This window comes from Frankia sp. CcMO1, from assembly GCF_977945845.1.
On sequence record NZ_CDWTMG010000017.1, the window covers coordinates 21,488 to 43,206 of the forward strand.

Consider the following 21,719-nt stretch of genomic DNA (forward strand, 5'->3'; position numbering starts at 1 on the left):
CCTAAGCCGATCTGTACAGCGTCGGCGGCACCTTCATGGGGAAAACGCCAATCGGACCTGGCGTGGACCCCACTCGCAAACCAGTGACCTGCGGAAAGGGGCGGGACGCACAACGATGCCGATCCACCATGGACCAACCGGTATACCAACGGCCACCGGAATCGTTCCACGGCGACGCACGGCGTCGACCATCTCCAGCACGCGGAGCTCCACGGGCACCACGAATCAACAGCATGCGCCCGAAAGGTGGACAGGCCCGCTCCCAAGGACCGCGATGCATCGCGGCGGCGGCTCGCGCGATGCGCCCGGGGGCCCGGCGACGCGGGCTCGGACGTCACTTTCCGTAAAGAACGAGGCTCGGAGCCGACCCCGGGTCGAGGTATCGACGTGCTCGTCGCCCACACTGTCTGCCGGGCTGTCTCCCGGGCTGGAGCACCGGCCGGGACCCCCTCCGGGATCCGCCTCCATCGGTGGTGTCCCCACCAAAGTGGGGGTAGATGTTGATTCGTCGCCAGCCCACGACGTCGCGGCCCAGACACCCAGAAACCGGCCAATCGGGGAGATTTCGCACCGCTCCCCGGGACAGGCGCCCCACCGGCAGTGGACAGCTCCGACCACCCTTCGAGGCGCAGCACGCCGCGGAGGTCGGGGGCAGCCCCGGGCAGGTCTCGGGCGGGACCGGGACGGCCTCCTACCGGGGGAAACGCGCCGAGTCCCACCGGCGGGAGAGGACACCGCCAAGCCGCACCACCCGTTTGGGGTAGCCCCTCCCAGGCACCGACGGACCCGCCCTGACCAGGAAAAACGCCGCATCGCGGGGGGCACGAAGATCATCCACGGGGCAGATGTCCCGCGGGAGCACAGCAAGCTCCCGACCCGGGAGCGGAGCATGGCAAGCCCAATCGCGTGGGCGTACGTGGTTTCGAACCACGGACCTCTGCCGTGTGAAGGCAGCGCTCTACCACTGAGCTATACGCCCTTGCCGGTGGGACCACCGTACACGCCGAGGATACGGGCCGGCGAAGGGGGCCGACGGCGGGGGGTCGACGGACGGATGGGGCGATGTCCGCCGTCCTGCCCGGTGGCCGGACTGGGTCAGGTTCGCCGCGACTGGCCGTGGTTGAGAAGGGTCCCGACGGGGAAGACTTGAGGGGGAACGGCCTTGGCGGGATGGCCTGACGCTCGAGGGACGTTCGGACACTACGGACGGTAATCATCTATAGGATTCAAGTAGAAGATCCGTCCGACAGCCGGCCGAACCATGATCACTCGAGGCAGGTTCACCCTTCCGGGCCAGGCAACTCGCCCGAACTACCGTAACGGATGTTGTCTTGGCATAATCTTGTTTCCAACGGGACTCGGAGAGGGAACTATCCCGTTACACGGGTGCTCGCCCGCACCATCGCACCATGAGAGGCCGCCCGATGACTATTCGTCACGATTCAATCACCGCAGAACTCGCCCTCCGCCTTGTCGTCCCCGGGGCAGCGCCCGTGCCGGTCGCCGCCACCGTCCGGTACGAGCCTGCCGATCCGTACGCGATCAGCATCGGCTTCCGCACCGGTGCGGACGAGGTCGTGGAGTGGACGTTCGCGCGCCAGCTCCTCAGCGACGGTGTGCGCCGACCCGCCGGGGATGGCGACGTGCAGGTGTGGCCTGCCGCCCAGTCCGGGGGACGGATCGTCTGCCTGTCCCTGTCCAGCCCGTCCGGGCATGCACTGTTCGAGATGCCGCGGTCCGAGGTGCTGGCCTTCCTGCGGCGGACGTATTCAGCCGTCCCCCTCGGCGGAGAGAGCGACATCATCGATCTTGATGCCGAACTCGCCCTCCTCATCTGGGGTGGCCCCGAGCGATGATCTCACCGGGGTCGGGACCGCTGCCCGATCCCGGCAAGCCGGTGTGGGCATTTTGCGACCGGGGGAGACCCTTCCCCACCTGCATCCGAGGCAGCTTCCACCCAGCCACACACAGAGCACCCGCCCGCCTGGCCAGGCTAGCGCCGCCAGGCGGGTTCTTTTGTCCTCGGCCCACCGCCGGTGCCCGGCCTATCGTCCGATCGGCTCGCCAGCCCCACCAGCCGGTCGGCCTTCAGCTCGGTCTCACGCCACTCCGAGTCCGGATCGCTCCCCCACGTGATACCAGCGCCGGTACCGAACCAGATCCGGTCGTCCTCGATCCAGAACGTACGAATGCCAACAGACAGCCAACCCACGTTCCGGTCGGCATCCACCCAGCCGATCCCTCCGCAGTAGTAGCCCCGAGAGGCCGGTTCCAGTTCTCGGATGATCCGCAGCGCGCTCGACTTCGGGGCGCCGGAGACGGAACCGGGCGGGCAGGCCGCCGCCAGGAGGTCCTGCCAGCCCACCCCCGGCCGCAGCCGGGCCCGGACGGTCGAGACGAGGTGCACGAGACCGGGGTGCTCCTCCACTGCGCAGAGCGAAGGCACCGTCACACTTCCCGGGCGGGCGACCCGCCCAAGATCGTTGCGAACAAGATCGACAATCATGATGTTCTCGGCGACGTCCTTCTCCCGCAGATCCGCCGCCGTCCGACCGGTTCCCTTGATGGGCCTGGAACTCACGACGTCGCCCTGGCGGGAGAGGAACAGCTCCGGAGAGGCGCCGACGATGCGCACCCCGGCCTCCGGCACATCCAGGACGACCGCGTACGGCGCGGGATTGCCGGCGGCTACGACAGCCGCCAGGGCACCGAGATCGACACCGGCAGCACAGGCACCGGGACCCCCCGCGCGTTCCGCCGCGGGCGCAGGCAGGGGTGCCGACAGCAATCGGCAGAGATTGACCTGGTAGACCTCCCCCGCCGCAATGCGCTCACGGATCGCCACAACCCCGTCGAGGTAGGCCGCCCGGTTCATGGTTGTCGTCCATGCGGCTCGCGGCGGTCCGAGCCAGGGGCCACGCCGCAGCGCCGCGGCACCACCGGGAGGCGCCGGCCGCACGTCGGCGAACCGGATGCAACGGACGGCCCTCTCGAAGTCGACGACGACCGCCCAGAAGCCATCTCGATCCAGCACCGCGGCGTCATCACTGATCTCCACGACCTCAGTCGCGAACCGGCCGCCGGCGAGCAGGAACGAGGAGACATCCCACGGGGGTGCCGGTTCCACACACCCGAGGGGGCTCGCCTCCCGAGCCGCCACGTTCGTCTCGCTCATTCCGATCACGCTACCGCCGCCCGAGGTGACCCGCCGCCCAGGGCATGGACCAGCCCCTCGACGGCCGGCCGGCCGCATGGACGTGCCGTGGGCGAAAACCGACGTTCATCCGGAGAACCTTGACCCAACGCAACATCTCAGCGACGCCCGCCGGACGGTTCGACGTCTGGCCCGATCGTCCGCTAGAGTGCTACCTGCACCGCCGAGAAGGGCGGAGCAGCGCGGACGTGGCTCAGTTGGTAGAGCATCACCTTGCCAAGGTGAGGGTCGCGGGTTCGAATCCCGTCGTCCGCTCGGGAGCAGAGAGTCTTGAGGTTCGTCCCCAGCGGCCTCCCACGGCGGAGTGGCCGAGTGGTTTAGGCAAGGGCCTGCAAAGCCCTGTACGCGGGTTCGATTCCCGCCTCCGCCTCTGATCCTTTCGCGGGCGATTAGCTCAGTGGGAGAGCGCTACCTTGACACGGTAGAGGTCACTGGTTCAATCCCAGTATCGCCCACCGCGAGACACATTCTCGCCCTCCTATGAGGGCCATCCGTCACGGGTGGCCCTCTGCGTGTGCGACGGCCGGTGGGCGCTGGGCGCCCGGAAATCCGACAAGGGGCCCCGGCCGCCGTCACGCCCATCACCGGACGAAGCCGGGTCAGCCCGGGCCGGGCGAGGACGCCTCGTCCCCCAGCAGGAACAACGTGATCCCGTCCGCGAGGCCCGCCGCCGCCCGGGCCCGCCAGGCCGGGTCGGCAAGCTCGGCCGCATCGGTGCGGTTGCGCATGTTGCCGCACTCCAGGAAGATCTTCGGCACCCGCGAGAGGTTGAGCCCACCGAGATCGGAGCGGATCGTCATACCATCCTCGCCCAGGTAGTCCACCAATGGCTGCCCGGTGGCCCGGCCGAAGGCGGATCGCACCATCGCCGCGAGACGCGCCGACGGGGCGAGGATCGGTGCGTTGGCCCGGTCCGGGCTGAGCGCGGGCGCGATGACATGAAAGCCGCGTCCGTCCGCCGGTCCCCCGTCGGCATGTATCGACACCACCGCGCCGGCCGAGACCCGGTTGCCGATGCGGGCCCGCTCGTCGATGCACGGGCCCACCCCGGAGTCGTTGTCGCGCGTCAGGATCACACTCGCGCCCCGGGAGCGCAGAATGGCCGCCGCCCGCCCCGCGACGTCGAAGGTGAAGGCGTGCTCCGGGTAACCGCTGTCGGTCTCGGCGCCGACGGTGTCGCATTCCTTGTCGAAACCGCCGGCTGGGACCCGCCGGTTGATCGACGCCGCGGCGGCGCCGTTTCCTCCGTTGTGCCCGGGGTCGAGGACGACCTTCCGGCCGGACAGGGCGGTTGGTGAGGTCCCGTCCACGCCGGGCCGGGCCGGGCCGGGTGCGCCCGGCCCCGCGGGCCCGCCCCCCACGAGATGCAGAGCCACCCCGGCGACCAGGGCCACGACGACCAGGGTCACGCCGGCCGCACCGACGATCCGAAGCAGGATCGATGGTCTGATCCGTGCCGGCATTCGGTGTCTCCCGCCTACGGAGGGGGCCCGTCCCCGCCGAAGTGACCGTACGCGGTCGGCTGCGCGGCGCGCGTACGGGGGGCCGCCCGGGCCCGGCCGTCAGCCGGCGACGAAGTCGATCAGTCGTTCCACCGCGCCGAGCAGGCCCACCTCAAGGTCGGTGTAGCTGTCCACCGAGGCCAGGACCCGGCGCCACATCTGCGCCGGGTCCTCCACACCGAGGGCCTGACAGACCCCTTCCTTCCAGGGCTGGCCGCGGGGAATCTCGGGCCAGCGGGGAATGCCGACCGACGCCGGCTTCACCGCCTGCCAGATGTCGATGTAGGGATGACCGGTCACCAGGACGTGGTCACCGGCAACGGAGGCGGCGATCCGGCTCTCCTTCGACCCCGGGACGAGATGGTCCACCAACACGCCGAGCCGGCGGCCGGGCCCCGGGCGGAACCCCGCGACCACCGACGGCAGGTCGTCGACCCCGTCCAAGCTCTCCACCACCACCCCCTCGATGCGCAGGTCGTCGCCCCAGACCCGCTCGACCAAGGCGGCGTCGTGCAGACCCTCCACGTAGATACGGCTCGCCCGCGCGACCCTGGCCCGGCGGCGGGGCACCGCGACGGACCCGGACGCGGTGCGCGCCGCGGGGGCCGGGGTCCCGCGGCGGGGACGCACGAGGGTCACCCGCGCGCCCTCGATCAGGAAGGCGCCGGGTTCCAGGGGGAAGACCCTCCGGATGCCGTGACGGTCCTCCAGCGTCACCCCACCGTTCTCGCTGCCCACCACGGCCCCGCAGAACCCGGTGGCCACGTCCTCGACCACGAGGTCACGCTCGAGCTCGACCTCCGGCGGACGCGCCTGGCGCGGACGGGCGGGGGGAGCCAGGACGTCCGGCCCGTAGTCTCGGCTACGCATCCTGCGAACCTAAGCCGACGCACCATCATGATCAGGGATATCGACGCGGGCGTGTCGAGATGCGACAGTGTGGTCATACCGAACGGACGGGTACACCGGGACAGAACAGACTGGTACACCGGGACAGACTGGTACACCGGGAGAGGTGGGTACACCGCGACGCGAGGGCGGAGCGCGACGGAGGGGACACGACGATGAGTCAGCGTTACGGGCCGGGGACCGCTCTGCTGATCGTGGACGTGCAGAACGACTTCGCCGATCCGGCCGGCAGCCTCTACGTGGCCGGTGGTGAGCAGATCATCGCCGGGATCAATGCGGAGATCGCCGCGGCGGTGACCGCCGGCTCCCCGGTCTTCTACAGCCAGGACTGGCACCCGCACGAGACCCCGCACTTCGTCACCGGCGGCGGGATCTGGCCGCCGCACTGCGTCGGGGATACCCCCGGCGCCCAGTTCCATCCCGACCTGATCGTCAAGGGTGAGGTGATCCGCAAGGGGGTCGACGGCAGCGACGGCTACTCGGCCTTCTCGGTGCGTGACCCGGCATCGGGGAGGCGAGCCACAACGGTGCTCGGTGAACGGCTGGCGCAGTTGGGCGTGTCGACGGTGGTGGTCGTCGGGCTGGCCGGCGACCACTGCGTCCAGGAGAGCGCGCTGGACGCTCGGCTGCGGGGCCTGAAGGTGCTGCTGCCACTCGACCTCACCAGGTTCGTCAACCTGCGTCCGGGCGACGAGGAGCGAGCCGTGGCGCGCATGCGGGACGCCGGCGTTCTGGTCGGGTGAGGAGCCGGGCCGGGCCAGACGAGCCCGAACCGCCGGTAGCGGTCGAGCCCGAACTGATCGTGGAGCTGTCATCGGCAGCTGTCATCGGCGGTGGAGACTGATCGAGAGCCGATCAGACCACGCGGTCGGTCAGGCCGCGCAGTCCCGGCAGATCATCCGTCGCTCGTCCACGAGCTGGCTGCGGTGATGCACCAGGTAGCACTGCGTGCAGGTGAACTCGTCGGCCTGACGCGGCAGCACACGGACGTTCAGTTCCTCGCCAGACAAGTCGGCGCCGGGCAGGCCGAGCTCGGTTTCGAACGGGTCAACGTCGTCACCGAGATCAGCCGCCGCGTCCGCCCGCCGAGCTTTGAGGGCCTCGAGGCTCTGCTCCGAGGCGTCCTCGATGTCAGCTGTACGAGGGGTGTCGTAATCGGTGGCCACTGAAGTAACTCCCAGAGAAGTTGTGCGTAGTCGTGCGCAACCCACAACGCACGACCGCCGGGGTATGTGCCCGTCAGACCCGCGCTACCCCGATGTGGGCTTCACCACACCCTCGGCCCCCAGACGCCCCGGAGAATCCCCCGATCTTGACCGACGACGCTGCCGCCCTGATCTTCCGCAGTCCAGGAGCCTCGTCCACCCCGCCGGCCCGCCCGGCCGACGTCCAGCAGCTCTCCCGCGGCAGCCGGTCGGCACTGCCGGTACCCGGTCACCTGGCTGCCCCACCCGGCTACCCGGCCCGGCGCAGCCAGGTGATCGGGGCGCCGTGGGCGCCCCGGCGCAGTGGTTCGAGCACGTCGTCCCAGGCGGTTCCGAGCAGCCGGTGCAGGCCCCGGGAGAGCGCCTCCCGGGCCTCCCCCCGTTCCAGCAGAGCCCGCAGCGCCGCCTCCCCCACGACGACGTCCCCGTTCGCGGCGATCGCGGCGCGGTGCAGCCCCAGATCGGGGGTGTAGGAGTACCGCTCGGCGTCACACCCCGGTGAGGGTCCCTCGACGGTCTCGAACGTGACGTGCCCGAGCCGGCGCAGCGCGCCAGCCACCCGCCCCGCGGTACCAGGCGACGCCCGCCACTCCAGCCCGGCGAAGAGGAATCCGGGCATACCGGGCTGCGCCGTCCAGGTCAACGACAGTGGCGACGACAGAACGCCGGACACGGCGAACTCCAGGTGCGGGCACAGCGCCGGCGGACAGGCGAGAACCGCCAGCTTGCCCGGCACGGCGAAGGACGACGAGCCGGATGACAGCTCACGAGCTGTCGGGGACATTGCGACCACGCGGGACCTCCGTCGACGAGGAACGCCTTCCCCTGCGCCCGTCGACCCGCCCCCGTTTGGCTGGGTGAATCGTCCCATGGTCCGGCTCAGCGGACTAGCCCTACCTCCTCCTGAAGTATCACTAAATGGCGGGAAGTTTTGTCCGCACCAACCATTGGTGACGGGCTCGGAATGGGCCGATCGGGCAGGTCACCCGAGGAGGCGGGTCGCCCAAGGAGACAGGTCACCCGAAAAGATCAGGCGACGACAGCCGGCGGCCGACGGGCCGACGGGCCGACGGGCGCAGGACCGATGAGCCGCTGGGCCGGGAGACCCGGGGTTACGAACCGGTCGACGGAGGTCCCGCGGACGGGCCCTCGGCGGGCGCGGGACGGGCCCCGACAGTCTTGTCCGCCTGGTCCGCACCGCCGAACAGGCCACCGAGGCCACCGAGGGCGGTGGTCAGCTCGCTGGGCACGATCCACAACTTGCTCGCCTGCCCCTGGGCGATCCGCGGCAACGTCTGCAGGTACTGGTAGGCTAGCAGTTTCTGGTCCGCGTTACCCTCGTGGATCGCTCGGAAGACGGTGTCGATCGCCTGGGCCTCGCCCTGGGCGGTGAGGATCTGCGCCTCCCGCTCCCCCTCGGCCCGCAGGATCGCGGCCTGCTTCTCCCCCTCGGCCCGCAGGATCTCGCTCTGCTTGACGCCTTCCGCGGTCAGGATCGCGGCCCGGCGGTCCCGCTCGGCCCGCATCTGCTTCTCCATCGAGTCCTGGATGGACTTCGGCGGATCGATGGCCTTGAGCTCCACCCGGTTAACCCGGATTCCCCACCTGCCGGTGGCCTCGTCGAGCACGCCGCGCAGCTGCCCGTTGATCTGGTCCCGCGAGGTGAGGGTCGCCTCCAGGTTCATCCCACCGATCACGTTGCGCAGCGTGGTGACGGTCAGCTGCTCGATCGCCCGGATCACGTCCGCGATCTCGTAGGTCGCCGCCCGTGGGTCAGTGACCTGGAAGTAGATCACCGTGTCGATCCCGACCACCAGGTTGTCCTCGGTGATCACCGGCTGCGGCGGGAAGCTGACCACCTGCTCCCGGAGGTCGATGCGGTCACGGACCCGGTCGACAACTGGGACCAGGATCGCGAGGCCCGGCGTCAGCGTGCGGTGATACCGGCCCAGCCGTTCGATGACCATCGCGCGCGCCTGCGGCACGATGCGCACCGCCCGGACCAGAAAAATCAGTAGGACCGCCGCGATCACCGCGGCGGCGATCACTCCTGCCATGGCGTACCCCTCACTTTCAGCCCCCTCGATGCCGGCCGTCCCGATGCCGGCCGGTTAAAGGCCGACCGTCCCGATGTCGGCGCTGTCACATCCACTGGCATCGCCGGGGGCGCCGGGGCCCCGGTCGTCAGAGCTCGAAACTGTGGACGATGGCAGTGGCACCATCGATGCGCAGCACCCGCGCCTCGCTGCCGGCCTCGAGCACGGTGGTGGTGGGGTAGGACCGGGCCGACCAGATCTCTCCCTTGACCTTCACGCGACCCCCGTCGCCGTCGACCCGCTCCACCACCATCGCGCGCTCTCCGACGAGCGCGTCGGTACCCGTGAGCAGGGGCGGCGTACGTTGCAGCTGACGCTTCGCCACCGGGCGCAGTCCCAGCCCGAATCCACCCGCCGCGACCACGAAGGCGACGATCTGCCAGACCAGATCGACGCCGAGCAGCGCGACACCGGCCCCAATGAGCGCGGCCAGCGCGAACATCGCCAGCGTCAGGTCCAGCGTCAGCAGTTCGCCGACGACCAAGGCGCCGGCGATGACGATCCAGATCGTCCCGTCGGACATGACTCCATGATAGACTGCCTAGTTCAGTGGGCGATCAAAGGATCTTCAAAGATCGCAGGCGCCGCAAACCAGGAATGAAGTGACCTCGGCCCGCGAATACCGTTCGGCCCGTAGGCTTCGGTCGTATGTCACAGGTATGGCCCGGCAGCCCCTATCCCCTGGGCGCTACGTACGATGGATCGGGCACGAATTTCGCGATCTTCTCCGAGGTCGCCGACCGGGTCCAGCTGTGCCTGTTCGACGACGCGGGCAACGAGGAGCGGATCGACCTGCGGGAACGGGACGCCTTCGTCTGGCACGCCTACCTTCCCACCGTGGGACCGGGCCATCGCTACGGCTATCGGGTCCACGGGTCCTACGACCCCGCCCGAGGGCTGCGCTGCAACCCCACCAAGCTCCTCCTCGACCCGTACGCGAAGGCGGTCGACGGGGAGGTCGCCTGGGACCAGGCGGTGTTCCCCTACACCTTCGGCGACCCCGACAGCGTCAACGACGCCGACTCCGGCCCCCACATGATGAAGTCGGTGGTAATCAGCCCGTTCTTCGACTGGAACGGGGACCGCCCGCCACGCCGGCCCTACAACGAGTCGGTGATCTACGAGGCGCATGTCCAGGGGCTGACCAAGAACCATCCCGGCCTGCCGGAGGAGTACCGCGGGACCTACGCGGGAGTCGCCCACCCGGTGATGATCGACCATTATCGCAAGCTCGGCGTGACCGCGATCGAGCTGCTGCCGGTGCACCAGTTCGTCCATGACGAGCATCTGGTCAGCCGCGGGCTGCGCAGCTACTGGGGCTACAACTCCATCGCGTTCCTGGCGCCGCACAGCGGCTACTCCGCCTCCGGCGGCCACCGCCGCCAGGTGCAGGAGTTCAAGGGAATGGTCAAGAACCTGCACGAGGCCGGGATCGAGGTGATCCTCGACGTCGTCTACAACCACACCGCTGAGGGCAACCACATGGGTCCGATGCTGTGCTTCCGCGGCATCGACAACAGCGCCTACTACCGGCTCGTGGACAACCGACCCCAGTACTACATGGACTACACGGGCACCGGCAACAGCCTGCGGGTACGACACCCGCACGTGCTACAACTGATCATGGACTCGCTGCGTTACTGGGTTACCGACATGCACGTCGACGGGTTCCGGTTCGATCTCGCGGCGACCCTGGCCCGGGAGTTCTACGACGTCGACCGGCTGTCATCGTTCTTCGACCTCGTCCAGCAGGATCCGGTGGTCTCCCAGGTCAAGCTGATCGCGGAACCGTGGGACCTCGGCGAGGGCGGTTACCAGGTGGGGAACTTCCCCCCGCTGTGGACCGAGTGGAATGGTAAGTACCGCGACACCGTCCGCGACTTCTGGCGCGGGCAGGACCACGGGATCGCCGAGTTCGCCTCCCGGCTGACCGGATCGAGCGACCTGTACGAGAACAGCGGGCGCCGGCCGTGGGCGTCGATCAACTTCATCACCGCGCACGACGGGTTCACCCTGCACGACCTGGTTTCCTACAACGAAAAACACAACGAGGCCAACAGCGAGGACAACCGGGACGGTTCCGACGACAACCGGTCGTGGAACTGCGGAGTCGAAGGGCCCACCGACGACCCGACCGTCCTGTCCCTGCGCGCCGCGCAGACCCGTAACCTGCTGACGACGCTGTTGCTGTCCCAGGGGGTGCCGATGCTGGTCGCCGGAGACGAGATGGGGCGCACCCAACAGGGCAACAACAACGCGTACTGCCAGGACAACCCGATCTCCTGGCTGGATTGGTCGGACGCCGAGCGCAACGCCGACCTGATCGAGTTCACCGGCCTGCTGTCAAGACTGCGCCATGATCATCCGATCTTCCGCCGCCGCCGGTTCTTCCAGGGCAAGTCGCTGCGCGGGCAGGGCGACACGATGCACGGCGCGGCCGAGGCGGCCACCGGCGGACAGGCGGGCGGCCAGGACGCGGACGGCAGCGGCGGGCGCTCCGGCGACGACCCCGCCGTCAAGGACATCGCCTGGCTTCGCCCGGACGGCACGGAGATGTCCGACAGCGACTGGGAGTCCGGGACGGCGCGATCACTCGGCGTCTACCTCAACGGTGAGGGGATACCGGACCCCGACGCGCTGGGCCAGGCCATCATCGACGACTCGTTCCTGCTGTTCTTCAACGCCCACCACGAACCGGTCGGGTTCCAGACGCCGGCGACCAGTTTCGGCAGTTCGTGGGAGATCGTCGTCGACACCCGCCCGTCGACGGCCGAGGTCGACGCCCGGCTCAGCGACACCGCGCTGCTCCACTCGGCCCTCGATCCCGCGAGCATGGGAAGGGCCGTGAAGGCCGGCGATCCCATCGAACTCGACGCCCGCTCGACCGTCGTGCTGCGCCGTGTCAGCTGACCCGGCGCATCCCGGCGGGGGGTACGGCGCCGACCGGGTGGTACCGACCGCCACCTACCGGCTCCAGCTCAACCTGGACTTCTCCCTCACCGACGCGGCGGTCGTCGTCCCCTACCTGGCCACGCTCGGCGTCTCCCACCTGTACCTCTCGCCCGTGCTGGAGGCCGCGCCCGGCTCGGCCCACGGCTACGACGTCGTCGAGCACGGGCAGATCAATCCCGAGCTGGGGGGGACCGGCGGGCTGCGCCGGCTCGTCGCCGCGTGCCGCAAGGCGGGACTCGGCCTGATCGTCGACGTCGTCCCCAACCACATGGCGATCGCCCCGGAAACGACGAACGCGGCCTGGTGGTCGGTGCTGCGCGAGGGACCCGAATCCCCCTACGCCAGCTGGTTCGACATCGACTGGGCCTCCCCCGACAACCCCGGCCGGGTGCTGGTGCCGATCCTGGGCGCCGGGCTCGCCGACTGCCTGGCGGCCGGGGAGATCTCCGTCGAACAGGACGAGGACGGCGAGTGGGTCGTCGTCTACTACGACCACGTGCTGCCCGTCGCCGCGGGCACCGCCGACCCCGACGACGTCGCCGCGACCCTCGACGCGCAGTTCTACCGGCTGTGCTGGTGGCGGGTCGCCGCGACCGAGCTGAACTACCGGCGGTTCTTCGATATCACGACCCTGGCGGCGCTGCGCCAGGAGGACCCGGACGTGTTCGCCGCCACGCACCGGCTTCTCATCGAACAGATCCGCGCGGGGACCTTCGACGGGCTGCGCATCGACCATCCGGATGGGCTCGCGGACCCGGAGGACTACCTGCGCCGGCTGTCGGAGGCCACCGGCGGGGTGTGGACCGTCGTCGAGAAGATCCTGGAGGATGACGAGGCGCTGCCGGACACCTGGGCCTGCGACGGCACCACCGGCTACGAGGGGATCGGCCGGCTGACCCGGCTGTTTCTCGACCCGATGGCGGGTCATCCCCTCGCGGTGCTCTACGGCGAGATCACCCGCGCGGACCCCGACTACGAGGCCGAGGCGCGGGCCGCCAAGCTCGACGTCCTCGCGGGCGTGCTCCAGCCCGAGGTGGACCGGCTGACGAGCCTCGCGCTCGGGGAGGCCCGGGAGGCCCGGGCCGACCTCACCCGAACCGGTCTGCACGAGGCGATGTGCGAGGTCCTCGCCGCCTTCGACGTCTACCGGACCTACCTCCGCCCGGACGGCACGCCGAGCCTGGAGGCCCGCGGGCATGTGGTCCGCGCCTGCGAGCAGGCCCGGTCCCACCTGCCGGGCCGGGCGACCGAGGTCGACCTCATCGAGGACCTGGCGCTGGGCGGACCGGCCGAGTTCGTCGTCCGGTTCCAGCAGACCTGCGGGCCGGTGATGGCCAAGGGTATCGAGGACACCGCCTTCTACCGGTATGCCCGGCTGCTGGCGCTGAACGAGGTCGGCGGCAACCCCGGCCGCTTCCCGGCGTTCACGACCGGGCACCCGCGCAGCGCCGTCACCGAGTTCCACGAGGCGAACCTGTCGGTCCAGCGAAACTGGCCACTGACGATGACCACCCTGTCGACGCACAACACCAAGCGGTCGGAGGATGTGCGGGCCCGGCTCGCGGTGCTGTCCGAGGATCCCCGCGGCTGGGCCGAGGTGGCCGGCCGGCTCGTGCGGCTCGGGGAACGCCACCGCGACACCGAGCAGGGCTGGCCCGACCGGGTCACCGTCTACTTCCTGCTGCAGACCCTGGTCGGCGCCTGGCCGCTGCCCGCCGACCGGGCCACGCAGTACATGCTCAAGGCCGTCCGGGAGGCGAAGACCCACACGAGCTGGACCGACCAGGACCCCGGCTACGAGGCGGCCCTGACGAACTACATCGAGTCGGTGCTGGAGGACGACGAGTTCGTCGGCATCCTGGAGCGGTATGTCGCCACGCTGGTGGAGCTGGGCCGGCAGAACTCGCTGGCCCAGAAGCTGCTCCAGCTGACCATGCCCGGGATAGCGGACGTCTACCAGGGCCAGGAGCTGTGGGATCTCTCCCTCGTCGATCCGGACAACCGGCGGGCGGTCAACTACGGTGATCGCACCAAGCTGCTCGCCGAGATCGGTGTGGAGTCGACCGCCGAGACCGGTGCGCCGCGTCGCCCGCCGACCCTCGACGACTCCGGCGCGGCGAAGCTGCTCGTCGTCGCCCGGGCGCTACGGACCCGCCGCGACCATCCCGAATGGTTCGGGGCGGACGCGATCTACCGGCCGCTGTGGGCCTCCGGCTCGGCCGCGGAGAACGTCGTCGCCTTCAGCCGGTCCGAGTCCGTCGTCACCGTGGTGCCCCGCCTCGTCCTCGGCCTGCGCCGCGGCGGCGGCTGGCGGGACACCACCATCCCCCTACCCGAGGGACGCTGGACGGACGTGCTCACCGGCCGCAAACACGACGGCGGCACCGCCTACGTGCTCCGGCTGCTACGCGACTTCCCGGTAAGCCTGCTCGTCCACGCGTAGCACGCGACGGCCGGCCCCTGCCAACATCTGGTGGCCCGAGGCCCGCAACAATCAACCTGTTGCAATCCCTCGTAGGGATCATGAGGACCGCCCGGGTATAAACACGCAGGTCCAGCGGCGTGTCGCCGGGGTACGGCGGGGGTCGTTCTGCAGCGAACCTCCGGTCTGACATCATCAAAACGAGATCATGACACAAATGGTGACAGTTGATCAATCTGACAGGCATGAGCGGAGTCACAGGATGTCGCTGGGTGCCGCCCATCCCGCTCCGATGCTCTCGCGGACGGCATCCGCGCCCGGCGGCAAGGTGTAGACCAGGACGTGATCATAGGAGTGATCAATAACCCCCTCGATCCGTCGGCGGAAGCGCAGGAGTTGCGCTGGGCTGAGGTTGCCCTCGAAGACGCTGCGCTGGACGTGATGCAGGTACTGCCGGCAGATCGTAAGCAGCTTGCTGTTGCGTTCCGCGGCCGTGTCGTAGACCACGATCACGAACACCGCGTCACCACCAGATCCGGAACGGCTGGTAGGGCTGCCCCTCCAGGCAGGTCCGCGTCAGCTTGAGTGCCTCGAGGTACATCAGTTCGTCATAGGCGACCGGTCAACCAAGGGTGCGGTGCGCCACTGTCGTCCCCAGCTCGTCACGCACCGTCTGCACGACGAAACGACGGCCTGCCTCGGACAGGCTGGCGTTGCCCACCTCCGCCTCGAAATGGTCCGGAGTGAGTTGCTCCCGTGCAGCCAACCGAAGCAGCAGCCGCTCCGCGAACAACGGCTTGAAGACCTCGGCCAGGTCCAGGGCGAGGGAGTGCCGATGGCGCTCCATCGAGCTGTGAAGAAAGGCGATGCCGCTGTGCAGCGGGGTGAGCCTGATGGCGGTCAGTGCCCGGGCGTAGATGATCCCGTTCACGTAGCTGATGAAGGCATTCCCCGCGTTCGCGGGCGGGCGGCGGCTGCGCCCGTCGAGGCGTAGCCAGTCAGGCAGTTTTGTGTCGATGATCGACCAGGCGGTTCGACGGAAGTTCCCCTCCGCCGCCATGAGCTGCGCAGTCGTCCCTGCAAGATCGACCCCGGCCTCCAGGCTGTCCAGCGGGCGGCGTAACGCGGACCTGTCGACGACCCGCCGCACGTTGAACGCCGTCGCTCGGACGAGGTCCGCGGCTATGGTCATCGCCACCTCGGGAGTGGAGGCCGCCCTGGCCTGGGCGAGAACCGTCTGACCGGAGACGTGCGCCTCGGCCGGTAGGACGGATCCGGCATAGTCACCGTAGTAGCTGAGCAGGTGCACGCCGATGTCGTGCTGGTTCAGCAGGGTGAGTACGGCAGTGTTGATGTCCACCGGAGCACACGCGACGATGTCCCGCACATCGGTGACGGGAACGTGCACTCTCGTCCCGTCCTCGCGCTCGATCGCGAGGGTGGATTCCTTCCGCCGGATCCGGCAGGGAGACGTGAGCCAGTAGGTTCTGGCGGCTTCGGGCACAGGATCAGTCCGTCCAGCAGTAGTCGAAGAAGCTGCATCCCGTACAGCAAGAAAGATCAAGACGGTCGGGTGCAACGGGTTGCGCGACGACAGCGAGCACGTCGTCGATGTCGGCCAGCGCCGCTGCCCGCCGGCTCTCATCGAACGGCAGCCGCACCGTGCGCCGGGTCGGCCGGTAGTGCAACACGGCGCCACGCGCCTCGACACCCACCGCGACGAGCCGGTGGCAGTAATGGACAGCCTGCGCCTCGTCGGCCGCGGTGGGACGCCGCGACGACTTGACCTCGTGGACCCATAGATCGCCGTCGAGATGGTCGAGCTTCGCCGCGCCGAGATCCACTGGCTGGAACCGTGCGTAGGCGGTGTCGTGGACCGCTTCCCCCAGCAGCACCCGGGCGCTGAGATGCTCCGGCCGCACGCCACGTGAGTACAGCCATAGCTGACGGCGGCAATGATGCAGGTACTTGATGTGGACGCCACCCACGTCCTCGGCCTCCATCAGATCAGCTCGCCGAGTTGGTAGGTGATCGTCGTCCGGCGCTGCGGCCGAATGGCGGTCAGCCCGAGCGTGTCGCTGTACTCGCCGTCGACGACCAGCACATCAAGGTCGCGATCCCATCGGCCGAGGCCCCGCGCATACGACGGCAGCGGGATAAGCAGATCCGCGGCGAGCAGCCGGCCACGCCCACGGGTCTGCCCGCCCTTCAGCCGGGCGGCGTATTCGTCCCGGTCCTGGAGAAGGACCCCTTCAACTCCGTCGAACAGCGTGTCAAACGTCTCCGCCAGCGAGGAGCGGTCCGAGAACGGGCTGTCCCAGGCGAGAAAAGTGGTGGCCCATTCCCTGCGATAACCCCGAACCTCCTCGGCCCACTCCTGCCCCCATTCCGAGTCGTAGATGCCGTCGAGCCAGGTGACCAGCGCCGCCTCGCTGATCTCCTCACCTCGATGGGCGTCGAGCACCGCCCAGGCCGCCTCCGTCGGCTGCTGCGGGTAGACGCCATCGGCATATAGATCGTTGCCCCCGCGCTAGCGTGACCGCATCTCGGGCCGGCATACGAAAACGTCGGCTGGGGGACGGGCACCAGTCCGGTTCACCCGGCCGAATCGTTGCGCCAGCGCATCCAAGGGAGCACCCGAGGTGAACAGGACCTCGAAGTCGACATCCAGGGAGACCTCCACGACCTGCGTGGCGACGACCAGCCCCGGCCGCTGGTCCGCCGGCTGGGCATCGGCGCGGAATCGACCGTACACCGCGTTTTCGATCGCCGCCCGGTCGACCCGCCGGAACCGGGAATGCAGCAGCCAGGCGGCGGGCGCGCCGTCCTCTTCCCCCGCCTCTTCCCCCGCCGGTTCCCCTGCCGGCGCCGCCTTCGCGGACGCCTTCACCGGCGCGTGCTCGGCCAGTTCCTCATACAGCGTCTGGGCGTCGGCGATGTTGTTCGCGACGACCAACACGGACTGGTTCGCGGCCAGCCGTTTCGGATGAGCGCGATCGTTCGCGGGTCGGTGAGGTGGCCTTCCACCGGGTGGAGGCGGTGCCGATGAGGAGCCGACCGGTAGTCGGCTTCGACGACCGTGAGCGTGCCGGGCGCGTCGGCCGACGCCGAACTTCCCGCCGAGCCTCCCGGATGACCGGCCTGCCGATAATTCGACGGGACGAGACTTTCCCGGACCAGCCTTACCAGCGCGTTCGGTGCGGTCGCGGACAGCACCGCGACGCGTCCGCCCAGCTCCGCCCAGAAACCGGCGGTCGCCAGAATGTATCCGAGCCGCTTCGGGTCGTAGGCGTGCAGCTCGTCGAGGATGAACACTGAGTTGGCGCTGTCGAGCAGGACGCTGGCGTGCACCGCGCCGGCGAGCACCCCGCGTAGCAGTTGGTACGGCGTTCCGACCCGGACCAGCTCCCGGAACAGCCGGGTGGCTTCGGCGCGGGCCAACGCCTTCCCGGCCGCGCGATCCCGGACCGCCACCTCGCTCGCGCCAGCTGCCGGCGTCTCGTCATCTCCGCAGAGCGATCGGGCCAGGTGGTAGGAGGCTGCCCGGGAGTGGCTGACCCCGACCGCTGCCGCGCCATCATGATCCCGCAGGTCCCGGTCCGCGAGGCGGTCCGTCATCGCATTGATCGACGCAAGGTAGGGCAGCGTGTAAAACAGCCGCGGCACCCCGCCGCCACGGGCCACGATGTCCTCGACCTGGGCCGCCGCCCAGAGCAGCCCGCCTTCGGTCTTGCCGCTGCCCGTCCAGGCCCGCAGCAGTAGATGCCCCCGCACCCGGCCGGCTGCCGCCTGATGCGCCCGGATCTTCTGGCCCTTCTCGGCCAGCCGGGCCGTCAGCCTGGCTGGGTAGCCGGCGTCGAACGGCTGGTGGGTGCGCAGCGAGCCATGCCCGCTGGAGAGATGGTCGGCCATGGTGACCGCACCCTGGAGAAGGACACCAGCGAGGCCCATCGGGCGGCGCACCGGCCCCTCGACCCAGGTATCGAGCAGCTCATGAAGGACGGTCTGCGCCTGCTCGACCAGGACCGTCGGATCGACGTCGGCCGACAAGCCGATGATATCGGATACGCCAGATAAATCGGACCAGCCGACCAGGTCCGACTCGCCAGGCTGGTCGGACAGGCCAGGCTGGTCGGACAGGCCAGGCGCGTCGGAGGTGAGCGATGCGGCGGTCAGCCCGGCCGCCTCGGCTCGTTGCCAGAACCAGGCAACCAGGTCGGCGGTGCGACCTTCGTCGTAGGGACCCAGTGCTCTGGCCAGATCGGCAACGGTCGAGTACCGCGGATACAGCTGGCTCAGTGACGGCCTCCCTTCGCCTCCCTCCAGCGGACGGTGGTGGGTGGCGACCCCCGCAGCCACCCAGCGGCGGTCCTCGGCATCCGCCACCAGCCAGTCGAGAAATCCGAGGGAGAGGACCTCGTGCCGGTGCCCCCAGCCGATCCCGGTCGCCATCATCCGCTGGAATCCGTCCGCGATCTTGCCCGCGTCATGCAGCAGTGCCGCCCAGGCCGCGATCATCCAGAACCGGCGCCGCAGCGGGTCTGGCAGGACGTCCAACGTCCCCAGCCGCCGTCGGATGGCGAGCAGGGCGTCGAGCGTGGCCGCCAGGTGCTCGGTCAGCGACTCACCGGCGGGCCGAAAATTGGTCGGCGGTTTGGCCAGCAGCTCGGCAAGCGACCGATCGCGCCCGTCCGATGGCCCTGAGGACACCGAGGACACCGCACTCACGGCTCCACCTGGGCGGGATGGGTGGGTGGGAGGAGGTGGACGGCTCGGCCTTCGGTGGTGACCCAGCCCGCCACCAGCGCCTTCTCGACGGACTGCGGACGCAACTGGCCGCCCGCCGCCACCGAGAGCCGATGGCGATAGGCGTCCCACCGGGTACGGGCGCGGTCCCGGCTGACAGCGGTCGGCAGCCGGAGCAGGGAACCGTGGGAGCTACCGTGGGAGCTGGGGTCATCGGGCACGAGCGCCCCACCGGCCACGCCTTCACCCTCACTCAGCCGTACTCGTCTGGTACGGGCAGTCGCGAGATCCTGGCTGCGACCGAGCCGCAACGGCCACACCGGCCGACGGAACCGCCGCTCCCATCGCTCGACCTCGTCGACGATCCAGACGGTCAGCTCGGCAAAGGCCAGGAACTGCCGTTCCCGGGGCACCGGCTGGCCGAAGGCGCCCCGCGACTCCAGGGGATGGTGGGTCTCCAGATCCACCCCGGTGGCCTGCGCCGAGAAGGCCATCGCGAACCGGAACTCCGGGTCGACCTCGTCCCATCCCCCGGCGACCGCCGCCAGCATGCCGCCGACGGTCGCCGGAGCTGGGCAGGGAAGCGTGACCGCGACAGCCGAGTACAGCGGGTCACGAAAGGAGACGATCGGCGCGCTGACAGTGACTTCCAGCGCGTCTCGTTCCCCGCCAAGAAGGTCGGGCGCGCCGGGGAGACTCATGACTTGGCTGACTTGGCGTCGTCGAACCAGTCGTCGTGTAGTCCGGTCTCGATCTCGTCCGCAAGGCGTCCGAAGAGCACCCGGGAGTGGTCCACCTGTACCAGCCCGGACTCGATCTCGGCGGCCAGCTCACCGCGCGCGATCTCGCGCTGATCACCGAGAAAGCCCGGCGCCCAACCGAGGTAGACAGGCCCGTCGAGCTCCTCACGCCAGGCGGCGATCTCCTCCCGCAGGACCGTGGTATCGATAGTGACCCGGCCGTCGCGGAGACCGAGGATCCGGGTAAACGGGTTGATCCCACCCTTCATCGCTGCGAGCAGGAGGAACGCCGGTGCCCGGTCCCCGTAGTGCAACGACTGCTTGGCTCCGCCGCGGACGGCGGTGAGGGTCCGCAGCAGCAGGGCGGCCCGCCGGCGCCGTTCGGGTAGAGGTAGCCGAAGGGCGGGCGACCCACGGAAGGTGAGGCTGTCGGCTCCGCTCGCCACGGCATCCTTCGCCGCCTCGGCAGTCAACGCGATCTTCAGGCCGGAACCACCGGTCTCGAAGGTGCCGATTCGCGGCAGATCGAGCAGGAGGTCGCCGCCGAGTTCGGCGCTGTAGAGCTCGTGGCCGTGCAGGACCGGGTTCTCCCCCGCCTGAAAGCCGCGGCTCATGGTGCCGAAGTCCTCGGTTGGCCTGCGCGGGGCGACGGAGAGCAGGGTCCCGGTGGCGAACACGGTGTCGCGCTGGCAGGTCTGGGCCGCCTCCTTACCCTTCTTGGCAACCATGTAGCCGAACAGGTCGTCGTCGAAATAGCGATCCGGGCGACCCTCGGTGTGAGCTTGCTGGTTCTTCCCGGCGCCGCTGCGGGTGACGCCGGATCGGGGTTCCTGCGCCGGGACGGAGTCCCGCAACCAGCGGCGGAACGCCTGCGCGGAGACGTAGGGGTAGACGTCCCGACCGACCCGGAGCTGCTTGACCCGGGAGACATTGTCATCCGCAAGGCCGTTGTTCGGCGCGCCGGCCTTGACATCGAGCGCGACCTTGCCAACCAGGAAACTCATCGCTCCAGTCCTTCCACGAACTCGTCGTCCTCGCGGGCGAGCTTGATCTCTTCTTCCGCCTCGGGTAGATCCGCCAGCGCCTCGGCCGCGTCTTTCGGGCTCCACCCCTGTGCGTGCAGCGCGTTCAGGACTGCGATGAGCAGCAGCCGCCGGTAGATCCAGCCCTGTCCGTCCGGGTCGAACAGCAGCCGGAACTGGGTAGTCGTGAGCAGCGGGCTCGCGGTTCCCGCGGCCGGCGGGCGCAGGGCACGGCGCACGGCCTTGGTCTCCAGCCATTTCTGGAGCGAGAGGACGTTGCGGCAGGCCACTCGGAAGCTCATGAGCGGGCTGGCACTGTCATCGTCCACGATCTCTCGGGCTATCTCGGCCGCGAGTTTCTCGACCTGGTCGATGTCGGCCTGGTTCACATCCATCACCTCACGCAGAAACGAGTAGGTCAGCGCGGCCAGCGCGATGTCGAACCGGTGCCCGGCCAACAGCCCCGGCCGGTCCGTCAGCCGGGTGGAGGCGGTGGTGAAGATCCGCCACGGTCGGTGGAAGGCGTCGCGGGCGAGCCGGCGGTTCCCGCGGACCGGCGGAAACTCATAGGCGGCGATGAGCGCGCGCCATCCAAGCCGCAGCTCCGGGTCTCGCAGCGTCGACCGGATCCACTCGGCGAGCGGCTCCTCGATGCCGTACGCCCCGAGGCTCGCGCCCCGGTTGTCATTACTGAAGACCATCAGTTCGATGCCCGCGATGATCTGCCGGTCGTAGCGGCGAATCGCCAGCAACGCGGTCCGCTCATGCTCATATCGGCCGGAATCGTGGGGTTTGCGAGACCCGGCGATCTCCATAGCGGTCCTGGCGACCTGTTTCTGGATGGTGTCGCGGAGGAAGGCGTCATCCCAGCTGTGCACCCCGGTGCTGGGACCGCCGGTGAGCGGAACCTG

The 21,719-nt window shown here is 69.4% G+C and carries 20 protein-coding genes and 4 tRNA genes; 7 read left to right on the top strand and 17 right to left on the bottom strand.

Going from position 1 to position 21,719, the window contains the following annotated elements; all coding sequences use genetic code 11:
• Positions 1-907: 907 nt before the first annotated feature.
• A tRNA-Val gene (locus AC08OU_RS04265) sits at positions 908-979 on the bottom strand.
• A 445-nt stretch (positions 980-1,424) separates the two neighbouring features.
• Here AC08OU_RS04265 and AC08OU_RS04270 point away from each other — a divergent pair.
• Positions 1,425-1,856, top strand: a complete 432-nt coding sequence (locus AC08OU_RS04270; protein ID WP_462188101.1) for an SsgA family sporulation/cell division regulator — start codon at positions 1,425-1,427, stop codon at positions 1,854-1,856.
• 137 nt (positions 1,857-1,993) lie between these two features.
• On the opposite strand, the gene AC08OU_RS04275 is transcribed toward AC08OU_RS04270, so the two are convergent.
• Positions 1,994-3,175 carry a chorismate-binding protein gene (locus AC08OU_RS04275; RefSeq protein WP_462203077.1) on the bottom strand — a complete coding sequence of 394 codons (1,182 nt, stop codon included), beginning with the start codon at positions 3,173-3,175 and terminating at the stop codon, positions 1,994-1,996.
• 221 nt (positions 3,176-3,396) lie between these two features.
• Here AC08OU_RS04275 and AC08OU_RS04280 point away from each other — a divergent pair.
• From AC08OU_RS04280 to AC08OU_RS04290, 3 genes are all read left to right on the top strand, one after another.
• Positions 3,397-3,469, top strand: a tRNA-Gly gene (locus tag AC08OU_RS04280).
• 43 nt (positions 3,470-3,512) lie between these two features.
• Positions 3,513-3,584 (top strand) — tRNA-Cys (locus tag AC08OU_RS04285).
• Between the two features lie 13 nt (positions 3,585-3,597).
• Positions 3,598-3,669, top strand: a tRNA-Val gene (locus AC08OU_RS04290).
• A 144-nt stretch (positions 3,670-3,813) separates the two neighbouring features.
• On the opposite strand, the gene AC08OU_RS04295 is transcribed toward AC08OU_RS04290, so the two are convergent.
• A complete protein-coding gene (locus tag AC08OU_RS04295; protein WP_476601689.1) occupies positions 3,814-4,677 on the bottom strand; it encodes an N-acetylmuramoyl-L-alanine amidase in 864 nt (287 codons plus the stop codon).
• A 99-nt stretch (positions 4,678-4,776) separates the two neighbouring features.
• Positions 4,777-5,586: a DUF3097 domain-containing protein gene (locus AC08OU_RS04300; protein WP_462203076.1), complete on the bottom strand. Its 810-nt coding sequence runs from the start codon at positions 5,584-5,586 to the stop codon at positions 4,777-4,779.
• Positions 5,587-5,780: 194 nt separating this feature from the next.
• Here AC08OU_RS04300 and AC08OU_RS04305 point away from each other — a divergent pair, with 194 nt between their 5' ends.
• The gene (locus tag AC08OU_RS04305; protein WP_476601688.1) at positions 5,781-6,368 is read left to right on the top strand and encodes an isochorismatase family protein; all 588 of its coding nucleotides are present in this window, start codon (positions 5,781-5,783) and stop codon (positions 6,366-6,368) included.
• Positions 6,369-6,497: 129 nt separating this feature from the next.
• On the opposite strand, the gene AC08OU_RS04310 is transcribed toward AC08OU_RS04305, so the two are convergent.
• The 4 genes from AC08OU_RS04310 to AC08OU_RS04325 form a co-directional block, all read right to left on the bottom strand.
• A complete protein-coding gene (locus tag AC08OU_RS04310) occupies positions 6,498-6,791 on the bottom strand; it encodes a DUF4193 domain-containing protein (RefSeq protein ID WP_011435797.1) in 294 nt (97 codons plus the stop codon).
• 289 nt (positions 6,792-7,080) lie between these two features.
• Complete coding sequence (locus AC08OU_RS04315; RefSeq protein WP_476604402.1) at positions 7,081-7,614, bottom strand: DUF3145 domain-containing protein; 534 nt, start codon at positions 7,612-7,614, stop codon at positions 7,081-7,083.
• Positions 7,615-7,942: 328 nt separating this feature from the next.
• A complete protein-coding gene (locus AC08OU_RS04320; protein WP_476600463.1) occupies positions 7,943-8,887 on the bottom strand; it encodes an SPFH domain-containing protein in 945 nt (314 codons plus the stop codon).
• A 127-nt stretch (positions 8,888-9,014) separates the two neighbouring features.
• Complete coding sequence (locus AC08OU_RS04325) at positions 9,015-9,449, bottom strand: NfeD family protein (RefSeq protein WP_462187528.1); 435 nt, start codon at positions 9,447-9,449, stop codon at positions 9,015-9,017.
• Between the two features lie 125 nt (positions 9,450-9,574).
• Between AC08OU_RS04325 and glgX the strand changes: the two genes are divergently transcribed.
• Both glgX and treY read left to right on the top strand, forming a co-directional pair.
• The gene (glgX, locus tag AC08OU_RS04330; RefSeq protein WP_476600465.1) at positions 9,575-11,836 is read left to right on the top strand and encodes a glycogen debranching protein GlgX; all 2,262 of its coding nucleotides are present in this window, start codon (positions 9,575-9,577) and stop codon (positions 11,834-11,836) included.
• On the top strand, positions 11,826-14,321 hold the full coding sequence (gene treY, locus AC08OU_RS04335; protein ID WP_476600466.1) for a malto-oligosyltrehalose synthase: 2,496 nt from the start codon (positions 11,826-11,828) through the stop codon (positions 14,319-14,321). Before glgX ends, treY begins: the two co-directional genes overlap by 11 nt.
• A gap of 234 nt (positions 14,322-14,555) precedes the next feature.
• Here the strand turns inward: treY and cas2 are convergent, their stop codons facing one another.
• The 9 genes from cas2 to AC08OU_RS04380 all read right to left on the bottom strand — a co-directional run.
• Positions 14,556-14,819, bottom strand: coding sequence for a CRISPR-associated endonuclease Cas2 (gene cas2, locus AC08OU_RS04340; RefSeq protein WP_462187530.1), 264 nt, complete (start codon positions 14,817-14,819; stop codon positions 14,556-14,558).
• A gap of 103 nt (positions 14,820-14,922) precedes the next feature.
• Positions 14,923-15,804, bottom strand: coding sequence for a CRISPR-associated endonuclease Cas1 (gene cas1 / locus AC08OU_RS04345; RefSeq protein WP_476600468.1), 882 nt, complete (start codon positions 15,802-15,804; stop codon positions 14,923-14,925).
• A 4-nt stretch (positions 15,805-15,808) separates the two neighbouring features.
• Positions 15,809-16,303 (bottom strand): CRISPR-associated protein Cas4, encoded by a 495-nt coding sequence (locus tag AC08OU_RS04350; RefSeq protein ID WP_476600470.1) that lies wholly within the window; start codon positions 16,301-16,303, stop codon positions 15,809-15,811.
• Positions 16,303-16,764, bottom strand: coding sequence for a hypothetical protein (locus AC08OU_RS04355; RefSeq protein WP_476600471.1), 462 nt, complete (start codon positions 16,762-16,764; stop codon positions 16,303-16,305). The genes AC08OU_RS04350 and AC08OU_RS04355 overlap by 1 nt, the downstream gene beginning before the upstream one ends.
• 66 nt (positions 16,765-16,830) lie before the next feature.
• Positions 16,831-17,259, bottom strand: coding sequence for a hypothetical protein (locus AC08OU_RS04360; RefSeq protein WP_476600473.1), 429 nt, complete (start codon positions 17,257-17,259; stop codon positions 16,831-16,833).
• Positions 17,187-19,028, bottom strand: a complete 1,842-nt coding sequence (locus AC08OU_RS04365; protein ID WP_476604401.1) for a CRISPR-associated endonuclease Cas3'' — start codon at positions 19,026-19,028, stop codon at positions 17,187-17,189. The genes AC08OU_RS04360 and AC08OU_RS04365 overlap by 73 nt, the downstream gene beginning before the upstream one ends.
• Positions 19,025-19,747: a CRISPR-associated protein Cas5 gene (gene cas5, locus AC08OU_RS04370; RefSeq protein ID WP_476600476.1), complete on the bottom strand. Its 723-nt coding sequence runs from the start codon at positions 19,745-19,747 to the stop codon at positions 19,025-19,027. Before cas5 ends, AC08OU_RS04365 begins: the two co-directional genes overlap by 4 nt.
• Positions 19,744-20,790, bottom strand: coding sequence for a type I-B CRISPR-associated protein Cas7/Cst2/DevR (gene cas7i / locus AC08OU_RS04375; protein WP_476600478.1), 1,047 nt, complete (start codon positions 20,788-20,790; stop codon positions 19,744-19,746). Before cas7i ends, cas5 begins: the two co-directional genes overlap by 4 nt.
• Positions 20,787-21,719, bottom strand: a 933-nt coding sequence (locus AC08OU_RS04380; RefSeq protein WP_476600480.1) for a hypothetical protein, incomplete at its 5' end; no start/stop codon positions are given. The genes cas7i and AC08OU_RS04380, both read right to left, overlap by 4 nt.

Bases quoted from the DNA above. Each gene is read 5' to 3' on its own strand.
- AC08OU_RS04270 (WP_462188101.1), top strand. From the start codon at position 1,425: ATGACTATTCGTCACGATTCAATCACCGCAGAACTCGCCCTCCGCCTT.
- AC08OU_RS04275 (WP_462203077.1), bottom strand. From the start codon at position 3,175: ATGAGCGAGACGAACGTGGCGGCTCGGGAGGCGAGCCCCCTCGGGTGT.
- AC08OU_RS04295 (WP_476601689.1), bottom strand. From the start codon at position 4,677: ATGCCGGCACGGATCAGACCATCGATCCTGCTTCGGATCGTCGGTGCG.
- AC08OU_RS04300 (WP_462203076.1), bottom strand. From the start codon at position 5,586: ATGCGTAGCCGAGACTACGGGCCGGACGTCCTGGCTCCCCCCGCCCGT.
- AC08OU_RS04305 (WP_476601688.1), top strand. From the start codon at position 5,781: ATGAGTCAGCGTTACGGGCCGGGGACCGCTCTGCTGATCGTGGACGTG.
- AC08OU_RS04315 (WP_476604402.1), bottom strand. From the start codon at position 7,614: ATGTCCCCGACAGCTCGTGAGCTGTCATCCGGCTCGTCGTCCTTCGCC.
- AC08OU_RS04320 (WP_476600463.1), bottom strand. From the start codon at position 8,887: ATGGCAGGAGTGATCGCCGCCGCGGTGATCGCGGCGGTCCTACTGATT.
- AC08OU_RS04325 (WP_462187528.1), bottom strand. From the start codon at position 9,449: ATGTCCGACGGGACGATCTGGATCGTCATCGCCGGCGCCTTGGTCGTC.
- glgX (WP_476600465.1), top strand. From the start codon at position 9,575: ATGTCACAGGTATGGCCCGGCAGCCCCTATCCCCTGGGCGCTACGTAC.
- AC08OU_RS04350 (WP_476600470.1), bottom strand. From the start codon at position 16,303: ATGGAGGCCGAGGACGTGGGTGGCGTCCACATCAAGTACCTGCATCAT.
- cas5 (WP_476600476.1), bottom strand. From the start codon at position 19,747: ATGAGTCTCCCCGGCGCGCCCGACCTTCTTGGCGGGGAACGAGACGCG.
- cas7i (WP_476600478.1), bottom strand. From the start codon at position 20,790: ATGAGTTTCCTGGTTGGCAAGGTCGCGCTCGATGTCAAGGCCGGCGCG.